This is a genomic window from Chryseobacterium sp. PTM-20240506 (assembly GCF_048296755.1).
GTDB classification, from domain to species: Bacteria; Bacteroidota; Bacteroidia; order Flavobacteriales; family Weeksellaceae; genus Chryseobacterium; species Chryseobacterium proteolyticum.
This window is the reverse complement of the sequence record NZ_CP182581.1, coordinates 2,109,531-2,126,543: the sequence shown is the minus strand read 5'-3', so window position 1 is coordinate 2,126,543 and position 17,013 is coordinate 2,109,531. Positions and strand designations below refer to the sequence as shown.

Annotated in this window: 17 protein-coding genes; 12 read left to right on the top strand and 5 right to left on the bottom strand. The window is 33.1% G+C overall.

All coding sequences use genetic code 11. The features are described from left to right. The first annotated feature begins 11 nt into the window (after window positions 1-11). The 8 genes from ACNFU2_RS09375 (at window position 12) to ACNFU2_RS09340 (ending at window position 7,637) form a co-directional block, all read left to right on the top strand. Window positions 12-1,142, top strand: coding sequence for a hypothetical protein (locus ACNFU2_RS09375; RefSeq protein WP_273649071.1), 1,131 nt, complete (start codon window positions 12-14; stop codon window positions 1,140-1,142). A gap of 2 nt (window positions 1,143-1,144) precedes the next feature. Continuing rightward, window positions 1,145-2,206 carry a glycosyltransferase gene (locus ACNFU2_RS09370; protein ID WP_273649069.1) on the top strand — a complete coding sequence of 354 codons (1,062 nt, stop codon included), beginning with the start codon at window positions 1,145-1,147 and terminating at the stop codon, window positions 2,204-2,206. Beyond that, window positions 2,203-3,147, top strand: coding sequence for a sugar transferase (locus ACNFU2_RS09365; protein ID WP_273649067.1), 945 nt, complete (start codon window positions 2,203-2,205; stop codon window positions 3,145-3,147). The genes ACNFU2_RS09370 and ACNFU2_RS09365 overlap by 4 nt, the downstream gene beginning before the upstream one ends. A gap of 62 nt (window positions 3,148-3,209) precedes the next feature. Beyond that, the gene (rfbC, locus tag ACNFU2_RS09360) at window positions 3,210-3,755 is read left to right on the top strand and encodes a dTDP-4-dehydrorhamnose 3,5-epimerase (protein ID WP_273649065.1); all 546 of its coding nucleotides are present in this window, start codon (window positions 3,210-3,212) and stop codon (window positions 3,753-3,755) included. A 93-nt stretch (window positions 3,756-3,848) separates the two neighbouring features. Next, window positions 3,849-5,150 carry a 30S ribosomal protein S12 methylthiotransferase RimO gene (rimO, locus tag ACNFU2_RS09355; protein ID WP_273649064.1) on the top strand — a complete coding sequence of 434 codons (1,302 nt, stop codon included), beginning with the start codon at window positions 3,849-3,851 and terminating at the stop codon, window positions 5,148-5,150. 409 nt (window positions 5,151-5,559) lie between these two features. Further along, window positions 5,560-6,201, top strand: coding sequence for a hypothetical protein (locus tag ACNFU2_RS09350; RefSeq protein WP_273649062.1), 642 nt, complete (start codon window positions 5,560-5,562; stop codon window positions 6,199-6,201). 22 nt (window positions 6,202-6,223) lie between these two features. Then, window positions 6,224-6,937: a hypothetical protein gene (locus ACNFU2_RS09345; RefSeq protein ID WP_273649060.1), complete on the top strand. Its 714-nt coding sequence runs from the start codon at window positions 6,224-6,226 to the stop codon at window positions 6,935-6,937. 328 nt (window positions 6,938-7,265) lie between these two features. Further along, window positions 7,266-7,637, top strand: a complete 372-nt coding sequence (locus ACNFU2_RS09340; RefSeq protein WP_172279995.1) for a septal ring lytic transglycosylase RlpA family protein — start codon at window positions 7,266-7,268, stop codon at window positions 7,635-7,637. A 62-nt stretch (window positions 7,638-7,699) separates the two neighbouring features. On the opposite strand, the gene ACNFU2_RS09335 is transcribed toward ACNFU2_RS09340, so the two are convergent. The 5 genes from ACNFU2_RS09335 to ACNFU2_RS09315 all read right to left on the bottom strand — a co-directional run bounded on the left by ACNFU2_RS09335 (window position 7,700) and on the right by ACNFU2_RS09315 (window position 12,373). Further along, a complete protein-coding gene (locus ACNFU2_RS09335; RefSeq protein WP_273649058.1) occupies window positions 7,700-8,464 on the bottom strand; it encodes an exodeoxyribonuclease III in 765 nt (254 codons plus the stop codon). Window positions 8,465-8,551: 87 nt separating this feature from the next. Then, complete coding sequence (locus ACNFU2_RS09330; RefSeq protein ID WP_273649056.1) at window positions 8,552-8,932, bottom strand: MliC family protein; 381 nt, start codon at window positions 8,930-8,932, stop codon at window positions 8,552-8,554. 118 nt (window positions 8,933-9,050) lie between these two features. Next, window positions 9,051-10,595 (bottom strand): bifunctional response regulator/alkaline phosphatase family protein, encoded by a 1,545-nt coding sequence (locus ACNFU2_RS09325; RefSeq protein ID WP_273649054.1) that lies wholly within the window; start codon window positions 10,593-10,595, stop codon window positions 9,051-9,053. Between the two features lie 133 nt (window positions 10,596-10,728). Then, window positions 10,729-11,133, bottom strand: a complete 405-nt coding sequence (locus ACNFU2_RS09320; protein WP_273649052.1) for a S41 family peptidase — start codon at window positions 11,131-11,133, stop codon at window positions 10,729-10,731. Continuing rightward, window positions 11,060-12,373, bottom strand: a complete 1,314-nt coding sequence (locus ACNFU2_RS09315) for a hypothetical protein (RefSeq protein ID WP_273649050.1) — start codon at window positions 12,371-12,373, stop codon at window positions 11,060-11,062. The genes ACNFU2_RS09320 and ACNFU2_RS09315 overlap by 74 nt, the downstream gene beginning before the upstream one ends. 122 nt (window positions 12,374-12,495) lie before the next feature. Between ACNFU2_RS09315 and ACNFU2_RS09310 the strand changes: the two genes are divergently transcribed. The 4 genes from ACNFU2_RS09310 (at window position 12,496) to lpxA (ending at window position 17,005) form a co-directional block, all read left to right on the top strand. Then, window positions 12,496-13,722 carry an HD domain-containing protein gene (locus ACNFU2_RS09310; RefSeq protein ID WP_172279985.1) on the top strand — a complete coding sequence of 409 codons (1,227 nt, stop codon included), beginning with the start codon at window positions 12,496-12,498 and terminating at the stop codon, window positions 13,720-13,722. 72 nt (window positions 13,723-13,794) lie between these two features. Next, window positions 13,795-14,826: a UDP-3-O-(3-hydroxymyristoyl)glucosamine N-acyltransferase gene (gene lpxD, locus ACNFU2_RS09305; RefSeq protein WP_172279983.1), complete on the top strand. Its 1,032-nt coding sequence runs from the start codon at window positions 13,795-13,797 to the stop codon at window positions 14,824-14,826. Continuing rightward, window positions 14,819-16,216 carry a bifunctional UDP-3-O-[3-hydroxymyristoyl] N-acetylglucosamine deacetylase/3-hydroxyacyl-ACP dehydratase gene (locus ACNFU2_RS09300; RefSeq protein WP_172279981.1) on the top strand — a complete coding sequence of 466 codons (1,398 nt, stop codon included), beginning with the start codon at window positions 14,819-14,821 and terminating at the stop codon, window positions 16,214-16,216. Before lpxD ends, ACNFU2_RS09300 begins: the two co-directional genes overlap by 8 nt. Further along, window positions 16,217-17,005, top strand: coding sequence for an acyl-ACP--UDP-N-acetylglucosamine O-acyltransferase (gene lpxA, locus ACNFU2_RS09295; RefSeq protein ID WP_172279979.1), 789 nt, complete (start codon window positions 16,217-16,219; stop codon window positions 17,003-17,005). Window positions 17,006-17,013: the final 8 nt, after the last annotated feature.

The following is a 17,013-nucleotide window of genomic DNA, read 5'->3' as shown; positions in this document are numbered from 1 at the left end:
AAATGAATAATATGTATAAAAAAATAAATCAAACATATATTTTAGGCATATTTTGTGGATTTTTAATAAGCTGCAAAGGAAGTGCACAAAACTTTTCGATAAAAAATGTTTCTCAAAATCTTATTTCAAAATATTATTCCCCTAATTATACAAATGAATATTATAAAAATAGTAATATTTTTTTTGTTGGTGTAGACAGTTCATTTTTAAAAGAGAATGATCACACTGATATAATTCAAAAGGCTATTGATAATAATGAAAATATCTTACTTCCGGATGCTACGTTATTTATTAATAAAAACGGATTGAAAATTGGATCCAATAAAAGAATAATTTTTCAGAAAAATACAAAGATTAAGTTTTTAGGACCAGCCCATGAAAGATTTTCCGATATACTTAAAATATATAATGTTCATAATGTTGAAATAATAAATGCGGTAATCGTCGGAAGTAGGAATAATAAAATAGAACAAACCGGACAATGGAGTGCTGGGATTTCTATTTTGAATTCTAAAAATATAAAGATTGTAAATCCCAAAATATCTGAAACTTATGGTGATGGAATCTTTATAGGATCAGAAGACGGTGGTTTTTCCGAGGAGGTAATAGTTTCGGGTGGCTGGGTTGATAGTGCAAGAAGAAATGGAATTTCTATTACTTCCGGAAAGAATGTAAAAGTTCAAAATATACTTATATCTAATACATATGGGCATGATCCTGAATCAGGTATTGATATAGAACCAAGTTGGTATAAAGATATACTGGAAAATATTAGTGTTCAAAATGTATATACATTTAACAATGGCTCTGCAGGGATTTCAGTAAATCTTAATGCTTTAGGTGCTGATGAATTAAAAGATGCTAAAATAACTAGTATATTAATTGAAGGACATACGGATTTTGGATCCAGGCATGGATTTTTGACCTCTTTAAATGCGGAGAAAAATAAATTTGATACGGCAGGAAATATCATAATAAAAAATGCAGAATGGATATCGAGTAGAGATATAGCTTATTGGAAGACTCCCCAAGAACATCGTGTAAATATTATTTTTTCAAGAATTAAAATTAATGATACACAAAAATTACAAGATTTTGAGCTTAATGTAAGAAAATCAAAGAATATAAAACTAACCCGGTAAGGATGAGAATTTTACATGTTATTACACTTGCAGAATTGGGCGGAGCGCAATCTGTAGTAATAAATTTGGCTGAACAATCAATAATAAAAGGACATGAAGTTTTTGTAGTTTCTTCAGTTCATGGAGAAATGTGGGATTTATTAAACAAAAATATAATACAAGTTAAATTAAAAAGTCTTCAACACAAAATAGGTTTAAAGGATATTCTTGTTGCCAGAGATCTAATGATTCTCTATAAAAAAATTAAACCGGATATCATTCACTTACATTCTTCTAAAATTGGAATTTTAGGGAGACTATGTTTTCCAAAATCTAAAATAATTTATACAGTGCATGGGTTCGATTCTATAAGATTAAGGTATCGGAAATTTTTATCAATAGAAAGGTCATTGAAAAAAAGATGTCGTGCCATAGTTGGAGTCAGTGAATATGACCTTAAGAATCTCAGAAATGAAGGAATTAAAGAGAATATTCATTTGATTCAAAACGGAATTAAAGATTACATGGCTTTAAAAAAAGAACATAATAACAATGATATTTTATCTGAAATTAAAAATGGTGTAGGTAAGAAAATAATCATTTCTATTTCTAGACTTGCTCCCCCTAAAAGATTTGATCTATTTTGCGAAGTAGCAAAGAATTTTTTGGAGTCGGATTATGTATTCGTTTGGATTGGTAATAAAGAGAGTGTCGCCGAAGTTCCAAAAAATGTTATCATGTTGGGTGAAAAAAAGGAAGCACATAAATATTATCAATATGCTGATTTAGCCCTTTTATTATCAGATTATGAAGGGCTTCCTATATCATTAATAGAAGCTTTATGCTATTCAAAACCTATAATAGCATCCAATGTGGGAGGTATTTCCGAACTTGTTGATAATAATGGGAAACTAGTATCCAATGAAAGTTTGAAGGAAATTATAAATTCCATTACTTTTATTCTTTCTAATCCAAATATTTATGAGAAATTTGCGAAAAAGTCAAGACAAATTTTCGAAGATAAGTTTACAATCGAAAAGATGTATGATAAATATTTAGATCTGTATTTGCATAACACAAAATGATGAATATTTCAAAATTATCAACTTCAAAGAGGCTTCTTTTTGTAAATGTTAGTGATATTACACATAAACTAATTAAAGATACGCACTTTGTTGAAAATAATAAATTTATTTTCTTTAATACTGAAACGGAAAAGAGAAGTATTTCAGAGTATATTTTAAAATTAAAAATTAAAACTGTAATCATCGAAACTTCAAACATTAATCATATTTCAGAGAAAGTGACTAATGAAATAATTGAAAGTAGAATTAAAGGGGTTAAGGTATATGACGCTCAGGAGTTTTATGAAATTGTAAATAAGAGAATCCCGCTAGTTAAGTTTGAAACTAATGAATATTTTGCTGATAATGTTTTTTCAATAGGGCTTAAAAGAAATGCTGAAATATTTAAACGGATATTTGATATCTTTGTGAGCTTAACAATCTTACCATTTGCTCTACCATTAATTACTATTGGTTGCTTTTTGGTTTTTATTAGCTCGCCAGGAAGTGTTTTTTTTACACAAAAAAGAGTGGGTAAAAATTCAGTCCCCTTCAAAATTTTTAAGATCAGAACAATGAAACTACATCATCATGGTGATTTTACACAAAAGAATGATGATAGGCTTTTGAAAGTAGGAAAGTTCTTAAGAATTACGAAAATTGATGAATTACCGCAACTTTACAACGTTTTAAATGGAGATATGAGTTTAATTGGTCCCAGACCGGAAAGACCAAAGTTTGTTGAAGAATCTGTAAAAGAAAATGCTTACTTTGATTTAAGACATTTGGTTAAACCGGGTGTTACCGGCTGGGCACAAGTACATTTACCAAAGGCTACTCCGAAAGATAATTTAAAGAAATTGGAATACGACCTTTATTACATTAAGCATTATAGTTTTGGTTTGGATCTACATACACTATTAAAAACAGTGAAAGTAGTTTTGACTATGAATAGTCATTAAAATATAATAACAATATTTTATAATTCAAATCATAATTTATAACAATTATATGACAAATAAATATGAAAATAAAAGAAACCCCACTTAAAGACTGCTACATTATAGAACCTACGGTTTTCGAAGATGATAGAGGTTATTTCTTTGAGAAATATAATGAAAAAAGATTTGAAGAATTGACGGGAATGAATGGACATTTTGTTCAGGATAATATTTCTAAATCATCTTATGGAGTTTTAAGAGGGATACATTTGCAAAAAGGTGAACACGCACAATCAAAATTAGTGTCTTGTCTTGAAGGGAAGGTTTGGGACGTTGCAGTGGATTTAAGAGAGGATTCTCCCACTTTTGGAAAATGGTTTGGAATTGAGCTTACAGGAGAAAATAAGCTTCAGTTGTATATACCAAGAGGATTTGGACATGGCTTTTCTGTATTAAGTGACACTGCTGTCTTTGCTTACAAATGTGATAATTTCTATAATAAAGAATCGGAAGGTGCAGTGAGATTTAATGATACAGATCTTAATATTGATTGGATGGTTGATGAAAAAGATATGCTTTTATCCGAAAAAGATAAAAATGCTCCCAGCCTTAAAGAAAAAAACTTCTAAACAGTTTACTGAAAACCACTTTATTAAAGTGGTTTTTATTTTTTGATTCAAACTTTTTAATATTTCGTATCTTTGCACACTCAAATCAAAAAGATGCGCACAAAATCTGTAGGTAAAAAGAAAATTAATATCGTAACCCTTGGTTGCTCTAAAAATGTATATGATTCGGAAGTATTGATGAGTCAGCTTAAGGCGAATGGTAAAGAAGTTGTACATGAAGACAAGGGAGATATTGTGGTCATCAATACCTGTGGTTTCATAGACAATGCAAAAGAAGAATCTATCAATACTATTCTTGATTATGTTGATGCGAAGAACAGGGGAGAGGTGGAGAAAGTTTTCGTTACCGGATGTCTTTCCGAAAGATACAAACCGGATTTGGTTAAGGAAATCCCTGATGTGGATCAGTATTTTGGAACCAGAGATCTTCCGATCTTGTTAAAACATTTAGGTGCAGATTATAAGCATGAGCTGGTAGGTGAAAGATTAACTACAACGCCAAAACATTATGCATATCTTAAAATATCTGAGGGCTGTGACAGGCCGTGCTCTTTTTGTGCGATTCCCCTAATGAGAGGCGGACATGTTTCTACACCAATTGAAAAACTAGTGCGTGAAGCTGAAAAACTAGCTAAAGTTGGAACCAAAGAATTGATCCTTATTGCTCAAGACCTTACATACTATGGATTAGATATTTATAAAAGACGGGCACTTGGAGATCTTTTAAAAGAGCTTGTGAAAGTGGACGGAATCGAGTGGATAAGACTTCATTATGCTTTTCCTAGTGGTTTTCCGGAAGATGTCTTAGATATCATCAGAGAAGAACCTAAGATTTGTAATTATATTGATATTCCTCTTCAGCATATAAATTCTGATCTTTTAAAATCAATGAAAAGGGGGACTACTCATGAAAAGACAGATGCTTTATTGGCAAAGTTCAGAGAAAAAGTACCTGACATGGCAATCAGGACTACATTGATCGTTGGATATCCGGGAGAAACGCAGGAAAGATTCCAGGAATTAAAAGATTGGGTAAGAGAGCAAAGATTTGATAGATTGGGTTGCTTTACCTATTCTCACGAAGAAAATACATCAGCACATGTTTTGGATGATGATATACCTCAGGAAATTAAAGAAGGAAGGGTTGAGGAAATCATGGAGCTCCAATCTCAGATTTCATGGGAAAAAAATCAAGAAAGAATCGGGGAAGTTTACAAATGTATTTTTGATAGAAAAGAAGGAAATTATTTTGTAGGAAGAACTGAATATGATTCTCCTGATGTAGATAACACTGTATTAGTTCCTGCTGATAATACCTATATTTCAATTGGAGAATTCGCTATGGTAAAAATAACCTCTGCAGAAGAATTTGATTTATATGGGGAGCTGATTTAAAAAAAATAGATAAAAAAAATATTTTCATAAAAATAATGTAGAGTCTTTAAACTTTACATTATTTTTTTTTTTATAAAAAATAATATTGATTTATTTATTAACAATTCTGTTTTTTGTTTGTTTTGATTTATTTTTTACATTGTTTTGATTACCAGCTTGTTGTGTTCCTTTTTCATTCCTTAAAATTAGAGTAAGACAGGGTGGATTTGAATTTTTAATAATTTAACTCTAACTTTGCAGAAGTAATAATTAATACTAGATCTGCAACATTAAATCACAAAAAATATTGGATTAAGAGTAATTTTATTTTTGTTTTTGTGATTAATATAGCATAGGTTGGGATCTGTACAAACTATGAATCTTGTATAATAATTATCACGAAAAATAATTAAAAATTCAAAAAACACGTATGAAAAAAAATTTATTGACAGCAGTAATGCTGGTTTCATTTGTTATGCTTTCAAAAGCGCAACAAAAAGGAGTTGGTATTAATACAATTTCGCCGGCAGCTACTCTTGACGTAGTAGCAAATGTTAGGGATAGGAATATGGCAGATGCCGTTTTAGTTCCAAGAATGACAGTTGCACAATTGGCAGATAAAGATGAGGCATATCAATCTGCTCAAAATGGAGCTCTCGTTTTTGTTACATCAGGTACTGGCACTCCGGGTAGTAAAACAGAAAACATTAACGGTACTGGTTTCTATTATTATGATGATCCCACCTCAAAATGGACTGCTTTAGGGGGGACTACAGTAGCTCCTACTACTTTTAGACTAAATCTGGCACAAGCTGCTTCTACTTCTTATGATTGGTCAAACTCTGATTTTGATTTCTGGGAATTTACATCAGGAACTCAATTAACATTACCAGCACCCTCTTCATACAATGGGAGAACAATATACATAAGAAATAATACCGGAGGTACTGTACAATTTAACGGAACAGATGGAGTGGGAACGCCAAAAGGTTTGGCCTCTTTTACAGCGCAAGCAGCAGTTAGAATTTATAGTAATGGAACAACATGGTATTTATTCTCAGGTAGAAATTAATTATTAAAAACACAAAGACGAAATGAAAAAGATTTTATTGGACATAACAGGTTTTTTTTTATTGCTTTTTAGCGTTAATGGTAATGCCCAGCTTTTGAGTAATGGAATTATTACACCGGCATTAGGAGATACAAATTATTTTATGGATGCCAGTAATTTTGAAGGATTAGCAAATAAAAATTATGGTAGAGGGCTTGGATTTCCCCGTACGGATCTAACGAATTTTAAATTTAATACGGCTGCTATGGAGGATGAAACTATTGTTTCTGAATTTGATGGTATGGTAGTATATAATACAGCAAGTGGAAAGACTCTTGCAGGTCAAGGTATTGTTACGGAAATTTCTCCGGGGTTTTATTATTTTTCAAACCCGGGAAATCCTGGAAATATTTCTAATGGCCGATGGGTTGCAATAGGTGGAAGCTCAAGTAAAACTAATATAACAAATTCTGAAACAGCCACACATACTCTAATAAACAATTCGCAGATATATGCTGTAAAAGGAACGTTTGCAGCTACAGGAACATCTAGTGCGGTAAATATCCCTTCACCAGATGGGATGAAATCAATGTATGGTATTACAATCTACAAGTCAGGTTCAGGAACAGTTTATTCGCGAGATTTGTATTCCTATACATTAGGAACTGCAGAAGGAAATGCGGTTACCGGATCTCAAGGTATGTCTGTAGTTTATCCGGCAGGAACCTATGATTATGTATTAGAATATTTAAAATAAGAGTATTTATCTTCTTTAAAAAGACCAATGAAATATTTCATTGGTCTTTTTGTATTATATAAAGAATGATTTATTTTTTTTATTACATTGTATATCAGTTAATTATATATTATCTATGGATGATGTGTATCGCAATTAGTTAATTATGTTAACTTTTTGAGGGTATTTTTAACACTTTTTAACAGTGGGTTCTAAAACCCCTATTTGTAAAGGGTTACAGACGTTGTTAACTTTGAATTGGGTTTTTGTTAACAGTTTTTAACATATCGGCTATGGTCTTAAGCAGATTCATGATACATTTGCCAAGTCAAAACCAATAAAATTCAAAATGATGAAAAGATTCATTCTCGTAATCATAATGATGATTTCAGCCTTTGGTATTTATTCTTTCAAGAACAATGCCACAGATGCGAAAAAAACAAGTTATGCATCGTTCTATCACGATAAGTTTAATGGTAGAAAAACTGCAAACGGAGAAATTTTTGATAATTCAAAATTCACCGCTGCAAACAGAACGCTTCCTTTTGGGACTAAAATTAGAGTTACCAATTTAAGCAATGGAAAAGAGGTTACAGTGAGGATAAATGATAGAGGACCTTTCCATTCATCAAGAGCTTTGGATATTTCCAGAGCCGCGTTCGATGAAATCGGAAATACCAATCTTGGTACTATTCCGGTAGAATATGAAATTGTCGATTAAATTTATGATTTATTAAATTTTAAAAGCCAACTGATTCAGTTGGCTTTTTTATTTGAACGTTTTTATATGTCTAATTCCAGCAATGCGGGGCAATGATCTGAATGAACGGCTTCTTTTAAAATAACAGCTCTTGACAGCTTATCCTTTAAAGCATAAGAGGTAAAGTTATAATCCAATCTCCAGCCTTTATTATTTGCTCTTGAATTTTGCCTGTAGCTCCACCATGTGTAATTATCAGGCTCATTATTAAAAAACCTGAAACTGTCTATCAGTTCACATTCTTCGATGAAATTGGTCATCCATTCACGTTCCATAGGTAAAAAGCCGGAAACATTTTTTAAGCGCACAGGATCGTGAATATCAATAGCCTGGTGGCAAATATTAAAATCACCCGAAATAATGAGGTTAGGAATTTCTTTTTTAAGGATTTTAATATAATTCAGAAAATCATGACAAAACTGCATCTTAAAGTCTAATCTTTCAATATTAGATGCAGAGGGGACATATACCGAAATTACGGAATAATCATCAAAATCTGCTCTGATAATCCTTCCTTCATTATCATAGCTTTCAATTCCGCAACCATATTCTACATGATTGGGCTGAATTTTAGAAGCTATTCCTACGCCGCTATATCCTTTTCTTATAGCAGAATGCCAGTAACTATGATAACCAAGTTTTTGAAGACTGTCGATGTCTATCTGGTCATTTCCTGCCTTACTTTCTTGAATACAAATGATATCCGGATCAGCAGTCTTTAGCCAACCCAAAAAATCTTTTGTAAAAGCTGCCCTGATTCCGTTAACATTATAAGTGATTAATTTCATACAAAAAATAAATTTTTTCAAATGTAGGGAAATTAAAAAGCCGGCCCTGAATTTCAAAACCGACTTTTTATCTTATTATAATAGATTTTATTTTTTAAAAACTACTTTTCCATCTTTTGTAAGTTCAATTTCTTCTCCTTTTCCTCTCAATTCATAGTGATCATTTTTATACCATATTCCAGATGCGGGCTTTTGACCCTGTAATTCAATCGTTTCTTTGTTGAATGCTACTGTTGCTGTGTTTTTGGTGTTATTGAACGTCATTTCCAGTGTTTTTCCACTACTGTCTGTTGAGGTACTTTTTACAATTTCATCCTTACCGGCTGAAATAGCAGCTGAATCAGATGGTTTTGAAGATATTGTATCTACGGTTGCAGTTGTTGCAGTATCTGCAGGAGTTTTCTCCTTATTACATGAGGTTAAAAACAAAGCTGCTATAGCAGCTGTAGCAAAAATGCTTCTTTTCATAATAGTGTATTTAATTATTGTGTATGTATTAGTATACAAAATAGATGCCTTAAAAAAGGCGGAAAAAATCAATTGATTTTTTCCGCCCTGAACCCAAAATTAATAAACTATGAAAAAACTACTTGGGTTCTAATATACTAATGGGAATAATACATTCTTCTAATGATATTCCTCCGTGTTGATATGTTTCTTTATAATAGTTGACAAAGTGGTTGTAATTCTTTGGATAAGCCAGGAAGATATTGTTTTTTGCAAAGATATACTTAGAGCTCAGGTTTCCTTTGGGTAAAAATAATTTCTCAGGATTGGTAATAGCCCATACATCCCGGTCATCATAAGTTAAACTTTTACCTGTTTTATAACGGATATTAGTGGAAGTTTCTCTGTCACCTACTACTTTGCTTGGCTTTTTCACATATACCGTTCCATGATCAGTAGTAATCACCAATTTATAACCATTTTCAGCAGCAAGTTTAATGATCTTTAAGATGGATGAATTTTCAAACCAGTTATAAGTTAAAGATCTAAAAGTTTTATCATCCCGGATCAATTGGTCTACAATATGATTATCTGTTTTGGCGTGAGATAGTATATCAATGAAATTATAAACAATCACTAATAAATCATTATTCTTGTGTTGATTAAAATCATCATAGATCTTTCTCTCGAAATCTGCATTCAATACTTTTAAGTATTTCATTGATTTGGAACCGAGGCCAATTCTTTTCATCTGATCCTCAAGAAAATCACGTTCAAATTCGTTTTTATTTCCGTCTTCATTATCGTTAAACCATTTATCTGGGAAACGTTTTTCTATTTCAGATGGTAATAAGCCTGCAAAGAATGAATTTCTTGCATACTGAGTAGCTGTTGGAAGAATACTGTAATAATAATCTTCAGACACTTTATTATAATACTTTGTAAATAGAGGCTCAACTACTTTCCATTGATCATATCTTAGATTGTCTATCATAAGAAGAAGAACCTTATTTTTTTCTACCTCAGGTTTTACTTTATCTTTGAAAAGGGTATGGCTCATAGATGGTTTATCGCTTCCGCTTAACCACTCTTCGTAATTATTTTCAATAAACTTTGCAAACTGAATGTTGGCTTCTTCTTTCTGAGATTGTAGAAGATCTGCAAATTCGTTATCAGTTACCTTATCAAATTTAATTTCCCAGTTTAGAATTTTCTTATAATATTCCGCCCATTCCTGATAAGATTTTAAATAAGAAAGTTCCATAGAAAGATTTCTGAATTCCTGCTGGTATTGCAAAATGGTTTTTTGTTCAACCAGATTATCTTCCTGAAGATTTTTTTTCAATGATAAAAGAATCTGATTCGGATTAACGGGCTTCAGTATATAGTCGGCAATCTGTGAACCTATTGCTTCCTCCATAATATGCTCTTCCTCACTTTTAGTAACCATTACTATCTTTAAGGAATTGTCTTTTTCTTTGATCATAGGAATTGCTTCCAAACCTGAAATCCCGGGCATATTTTCATCGATCAGTGTCAATGCAAATTTCTCAGAATCGATAAGCTCCAGTGCTTCATTCACATTATTAACAGGAGTTACCTGGTAGCCTTTTTTTTCTAAAAATACGATATGAGGTTTGAGTAAATCTATTTCATCATCTATCCATAATATTTTTTCGGACATAATATATATTTTTTACATGGTTATAGTATCAAAAGTGCGACCAACTCATTATAAAATCTGTCAAAATGAACAGATAAAAAGTTAAATTATAGTTAAATGGAACTCCCTCTACTACTTATCTTGAGGATTACATCTAGCGGCCGGTTTTTAAATACTCCAGGGCTCTTTCCAAAACCTCATCCTTTCCTGCTTTTATTCCTTTTAAAGTTGGTCTGACAATGATGTCAGGAATAATTCCGATTCTCTGTGTTTCCCTTTGATCAGGATAATAAGCACCAAGGCCGCTAAAGCTGGTTTCCAGGCCTGCAATTTTAAACCGGATAACATCTCCGTTGGCTCCGGAAGTATGACTTCCGATGATTTTTGCTTTAGGATGCTGTTTGAACATCATGGTTGTTGTTTCAGCTTGGCTTTGGGTGTTTTCATCTACCAAAACTACTACATTTCCTTTATAGTATTGATCATTATTTCTTCCCGATGCTGTTTTTTCTGATATAAAATAATCCCGGATAGGTCGTTTCCGGAAAAGTAAATTCATAATATAAACTTGTTTTCGGTAGAATTAATAGACTTAAAGGTCTTATTGTTTGTTTGGGATAATTTCTAAGATCAAAAATAATAGATTCGGTAGTTTTTAAATTTTGGTACATTTCATCCAGATCTTCTCTTTCAATAATTCCCATATTGACAATTCCAATCTTTTTTTCCTCATCATAAAATTGCCATTTCCGGGAAGCAATTTTCTTTTCATATACGATATCCTTTAATAGATACGTTTTTGCTTTAAGTGCAATATTTTGTCCTTCTCTTTCTACTTTGACTTCGACACTGTCTGAATTGGATAATAGAAAAAGATTTTTTACTTTTTTAATTTTCCCCCAGGTATTTGAGGCCGGAATATATTTTGAAAAGCTGTTAACCATTTGAGAGATCGTTTTACCGTCAATATCATAAATAATATCTCCCGGCTTTAAGACAGATTCCTCATTATATTGATTAGAATTGATTTTAGTGACAATAAGTTTCCCTTCTGCGTAAGAGTATTCAACAGGGATTCTCCTTCGTCCATATTGGTTGATACTAATGAGTGGTGAAAATAAAAAAGCATGAGAATCATCAGTCTTTGTTACCAACTCTGCCAATGTTAAATGATAATTGACATCGTTGTCTATCACCAGGAATTTAGGAATCATTTCTGTTAATACATCATCCCAGTTCTGATTTGTTTCATATTTATAAGGAAAGAAATATTCCACAAAATTCCAATATCTGAAAAGCTCCAGGAGTGCAATCTTTTTAGAAATGAATTTGGAACCCGTTGAATCATCATTGCGGAAAAATATTTTTCGGCCCCCTTTCCCAAAATAATAAGGGGTACCTACATATCTGTTTTCTTCAATAAATTGTAACCTGTTGGTGATACTTTCAATAAATATATTGTTGTCATTTATCCAGTCCAGATTAAAATTTTTACGAAAATAGACCTTGGTGTTGGTCAGTTTACAGGAATTGCACTTTTCAACAGCACCAAGGCTATCAAGCCATTGAGTATACAAGATATTCAGTTGGCTTTTATCTTGAATGCCGTCTAGCTCATCTATCTTTTGGAGCAATTGCTGATCCCAATTGAATGTGCCGTCAGCAACATGAGGGTGATAGTATTTTAAGAAACCCCATATTTTACATAGAGATTCCAGTTTTTGAACTTCAGAAATGGTTTGAGCGGAAAAGATATTTATACTGATAAACAGTAGTACAACAATTGAAAACGCCCTCATAAATTATTCGTCAATTATAATTTCAAAGATAAAGATCTCTGCATTATGGTGGGTTATTCTTGAAAGCAAAACCTAAGATTAAATTTCCCTAACTTTGTTAGCTTAATACTTCAGTTTTTCAAATGCAGAATAAGCTAAAAATTATCAACGATCCTGTTCATGGATTTATTAAAATCCCACATGAAATCTTATTTGATGTTATTGAGCATCCTTATTTTCAGAGGTTGAGGAGAATTTCACAGACAGGACTTCTTAATCTTATTTTTCCGGGAGCAACCCACACCAGATTTCATCATGCTATTGGAGCGATGCATCTTATGTTTACTGCTCTTGAAACTTTAAAGCAAAAGGGCGTAAAAATATCTGATGAAGAAGAAAAAGGAGCTATGTTAGCTATTTTGATGCATGATATAGGACATGGGCCATTTTCTCACGCATTGGAAAGCATGCTGATGGATGACTGGCATCATGAAAACCTTTCATTATTATTAATGAACAGGCTTAATGAAAAGTTTGAGGGTCAGCTTACGGTAGCAATTGAAATGTTTCAGGGTAAATATCACAGGAAGTTTTTTAATCAGCTGATTTCATCTCAGTTGGATGTTGACCGTCTGGATTATTTAAAAAGAGATAGCTTTTTCACGGGAGTATCTGAAGGAAACATCAATACACAAAGGATCATTTCTATGATGAATGTTTGTGAAGAGGGAGAATTGGTGATTGATGCAAAAGGAATTTATTCTATTGAAAACTTTTTGACTGCCAGAATGTTTATGTATTGGCAGGTTTATTATCACAAAACATCAGCATTAGCAGAATTTATTTTGGTGAAAATTCTGGAAAGGGCCAAATATCTGGTTTCCCAGGGAATCGATTTGCCTGCCACTGAAAATCTGAAATACTTTTTATATAGAGGAAAAAGTGCCGCAACCAATGAAGATATTGAAAGGTTTACCCAGCTTGATGATAATGACGTAATCCAGGCGATGAAGCTATGGCAGAATTCCGATGACTTTATATTGTCTTACTGGTGCAAAAGTGTGATTAAAAGAGATCTTCCTAAAACCATTATTTCATCACATCCATTTGATAAAGAATTTGTTGAGGAAAAAATAAAAAATACGAACGAGTTTTTTGGAATTGATAATGGGGAAGAATTAGTTCACGAAATTAAGAGAAAACTTTTGCCATACAATACCAAAATGCAACCCATCTATTTGTTACAGAAAAATGGTGAGAAAATAAGACTCGATGAGTCTGAAGACCAGCTTTTATCGGGATTGATCGTTAATAAGACGACACGATATATTTTAACATTTCCAAGAGATTTTTCCAAAATAAATTCTTAAAGAATATTAAAATTATCGATCCGAAAACTAAAAAATGTTTACGAATTATAGAATTTCTTATCTTTGCAGAATATGGAATTTACAGCTTCGCAAATTGCAAGTTTTATTGACGGGAAAATAATAGGTGACGAAAATGCACTTATTAATGGCGTTTCACCAATTGAAAATGGAGAATCGGGACATCTTTCTTTTATAGCTCAGGACCGGTTTTCTCATTATTTGGATACTTCCAAGTGTTCAGTAATTATTGCTTCAGAAAAACTTCTTGTAAAAGATAGTTATACTCCTACTATTATTGCCGTAAAAGATGCATATCTGTCCTTTCAGGTTCTTATGAATCTGTATCAGGAAATGCAGGGAAAAAAAGAAGGAATCGAAGACGGAGCATCTATTCACGATACCGCTGTAATAGCAGATAAAGTATATATTGGAGCATTTACCTATGTTTCAGAAAAAGCTAAAATCGGAGAGGGGACACAAATCTATCCACAAGTATACATCGGAAAAGGTGTTAAAATTGGAAAGAACTGCAAAATAGATAGCGGAGCAAGGATCTATGATTATTGTGTTATTGGGGATAATTGTGTTATCCATTCCAATACGGTAGTAGGGGGAGATGGATTTGGTTTTCAGCCAACAGCAGAAGGATTTAAAAAAATTCCACAACTTGGGAACGTTATTATTGAAGATGATGTGGAAATTGGTTCAAACTGTAGTATAGACAGGGCTACCATTGGATCTACCATTATTGGAAAAGGAACAAAAATAGATAACCTGATTCAGATTGCGCATAACGTTAAGATTGGTCAGAATAATGTAATTGCAGCCCAGGCCGGAATTGCAGGCTCTACAACGATCGGAGACTGGAATCAGATTGGAGGACAGGTAGGTGTAGTTGGTCATATTAAGATCGGCAATCAGGTGAAAATTCAGGCTCAGAGTGGAGTGAACTCCAGTGTAGGTGATAAAGAAACTTTATATGGTTCACCTGCAATCAGTTATAATGACTATTTGAGAAATTATGTTCATTTCAGGAATTTTACTGAAATCGTAGGAAGAATAAATAATCTTGAGAATACCTCAAAAGATAATACTAATGAGTGATATGCAAAAAACACTTCAGCAAGAGGTAACTCTTTCTGGAATTGGCCTTCATACTGGTAAAGAAGTAAAACTTACCATTAAACCTGCTAAAGAAAATACAGGTTTTGTTTTTGTAAGAACCGATTTAGAGGGGCACCCTCAGGTTGAAGCAGATGTTAACTATGTTGTAGCAACAGAAAGAGGGACAACCTTAGAAAAGCTAGGCGTTAAAATTAACACATGCGAGCATCTTCTTGCAGCTTTAGTAGGCTGCGATGTCGATAACGCTATATTGGAGATGGATGCTTCAGAACCTCCTATTATGGATGGATCTTCAAAGTTTTTTGTTGAAGCTATCGAAAGTGTAGGGGTAGTTGAGCAGGCCATTGCCCGAGAATACCTTGTGGTAAAAGAAGTTCTTAGCTATACAGACCCTGCAACGGGTTCTGAGATTACCATTATTCCATCAGATAACTACGAAATTACAACGATGGTAGATTTTGGAACTAAAGTATTAGGTACCCAAAATGCTACACTTAAAAATATCTCTGAGTTTAAAGAGGAAATTTCATCAGCAAGAACATTCAGCTTCTTACATGAACTGGAAATGCTTTTAGATCATGGTCTTATTAAAGGAGGTGATATTTCTAATGCAATTGTTTACGTTGATAAGGATTTAACTCCGGATACCACAGAAAAACTTAAAAAAGCATTTGGTAAAGACAATGTTTCTATCAGACCAAATGGTATTCTTGATAACCTTACTTTAAATTATCCTAATGAGGCAGCAAGACATAAGTTACTTGATGTAATTGGTGATCTGGCTTTAGCTGGTGTTAAAATAAAAGGTAAAGTTATCGCAAATAAACCAGGACATTTCGTGAATACTCAATTTGCAAAAAAACTGAATCGTCAGTGGAAACTGCAAAAAAAGAAAAATGTGCCTGATTTTGATCTTACAAAAGAACCGGTTTTTGATATTAACGGAATCATGAAACTGATGCCTCACAGACCTCCGTTCTTATTGATCGATAAGGTTCTGGAGCTTTCGGATTCTCACGTAGTAGGTTTGAAAAACGTTACAATGAATGAACCATTCTTTGTTGGGCATTTTCCAAAAGAACCTGTAATGCCGGGGGTTTTGCAAGTAGAAGCTTTAGCTCAAACCGGAGGAATTTTGGTTCTTGCAAGTGTTCCGGATCCTGAAAACTATTCTACTTATTTCATCAAAATGGATAAAGTAAAATTCAAAAGAAAAGTAGTTCCGGGAGATACGATGATTTTCAAAATTGAATTGATAGAGCCGATTAGAAGAGGTATCGTTCATATGCAGGGATACGGATATGTAGGAGATACAGTGGCTGTAGAAGCCGAATTAATGGCTCAAGTTGCAAAAAATAAAGTTGACTAAATGGTTCATCAATTAGCTGCCGTAGATAAACGTGCAAAAATCAGCAAGAACGTAATCGTAGAACCTTTTACTACTATTGCAGGGGACGTGGAAATTGGAGAAGGAAGCTGGATAGGTCCCAATGTTACCATTATGGATGGAGCTAGAATAGGGAAGAATTGCAGGATTTTTCCGGGAACTGTAATTTCTGCGATTCCGCAGGATTTAAAGTTTGATGGTGAAGATACTCAGGTAATTATCGGTGACGAGACTACAATCAGAGAGTGTGTTACCGTAAACAGGGGTACTAAAGCGCTAGGCTATACCAAAATAGGTAAAAACTGTCTGATTATGGCTACTTCTCATATTGCACACGATTGTGTAATTGGAGATCATGTTATCATAGTAAACGGTTGCGGTATTGCCGGTCACGTAGAAATAGGTGACTATACGGTAATGGGAGGACTAAGTGCTGTTCATCAGTTTGGGAAAATAGGAAAACATGTAATGATCTCTGGGGGTACATTGGTAAGAAAAGATATTCCTCCTTACGTAAAAGTTGCGAGAGAACCGATGTCTTATGCAGGGATTAATTCAGTAGGTTTAAGAAGAAGAGGATTCACAAATGAGAAAATTTTTGAGATCCAAAAGATCTACAGAGCTATTTTCCAGATGAAGATGAATGTGTCTCAGGCAATTAGTCATATTGAAAAAGAAATGCTACCAACGGCTGAAAGAGATGAAATCCTTCAGTTTATACAAAACTCTCCAAGAGGTATCGTAAAAGGTTATGGTACTGGAAAAGAGTAACTCATTTT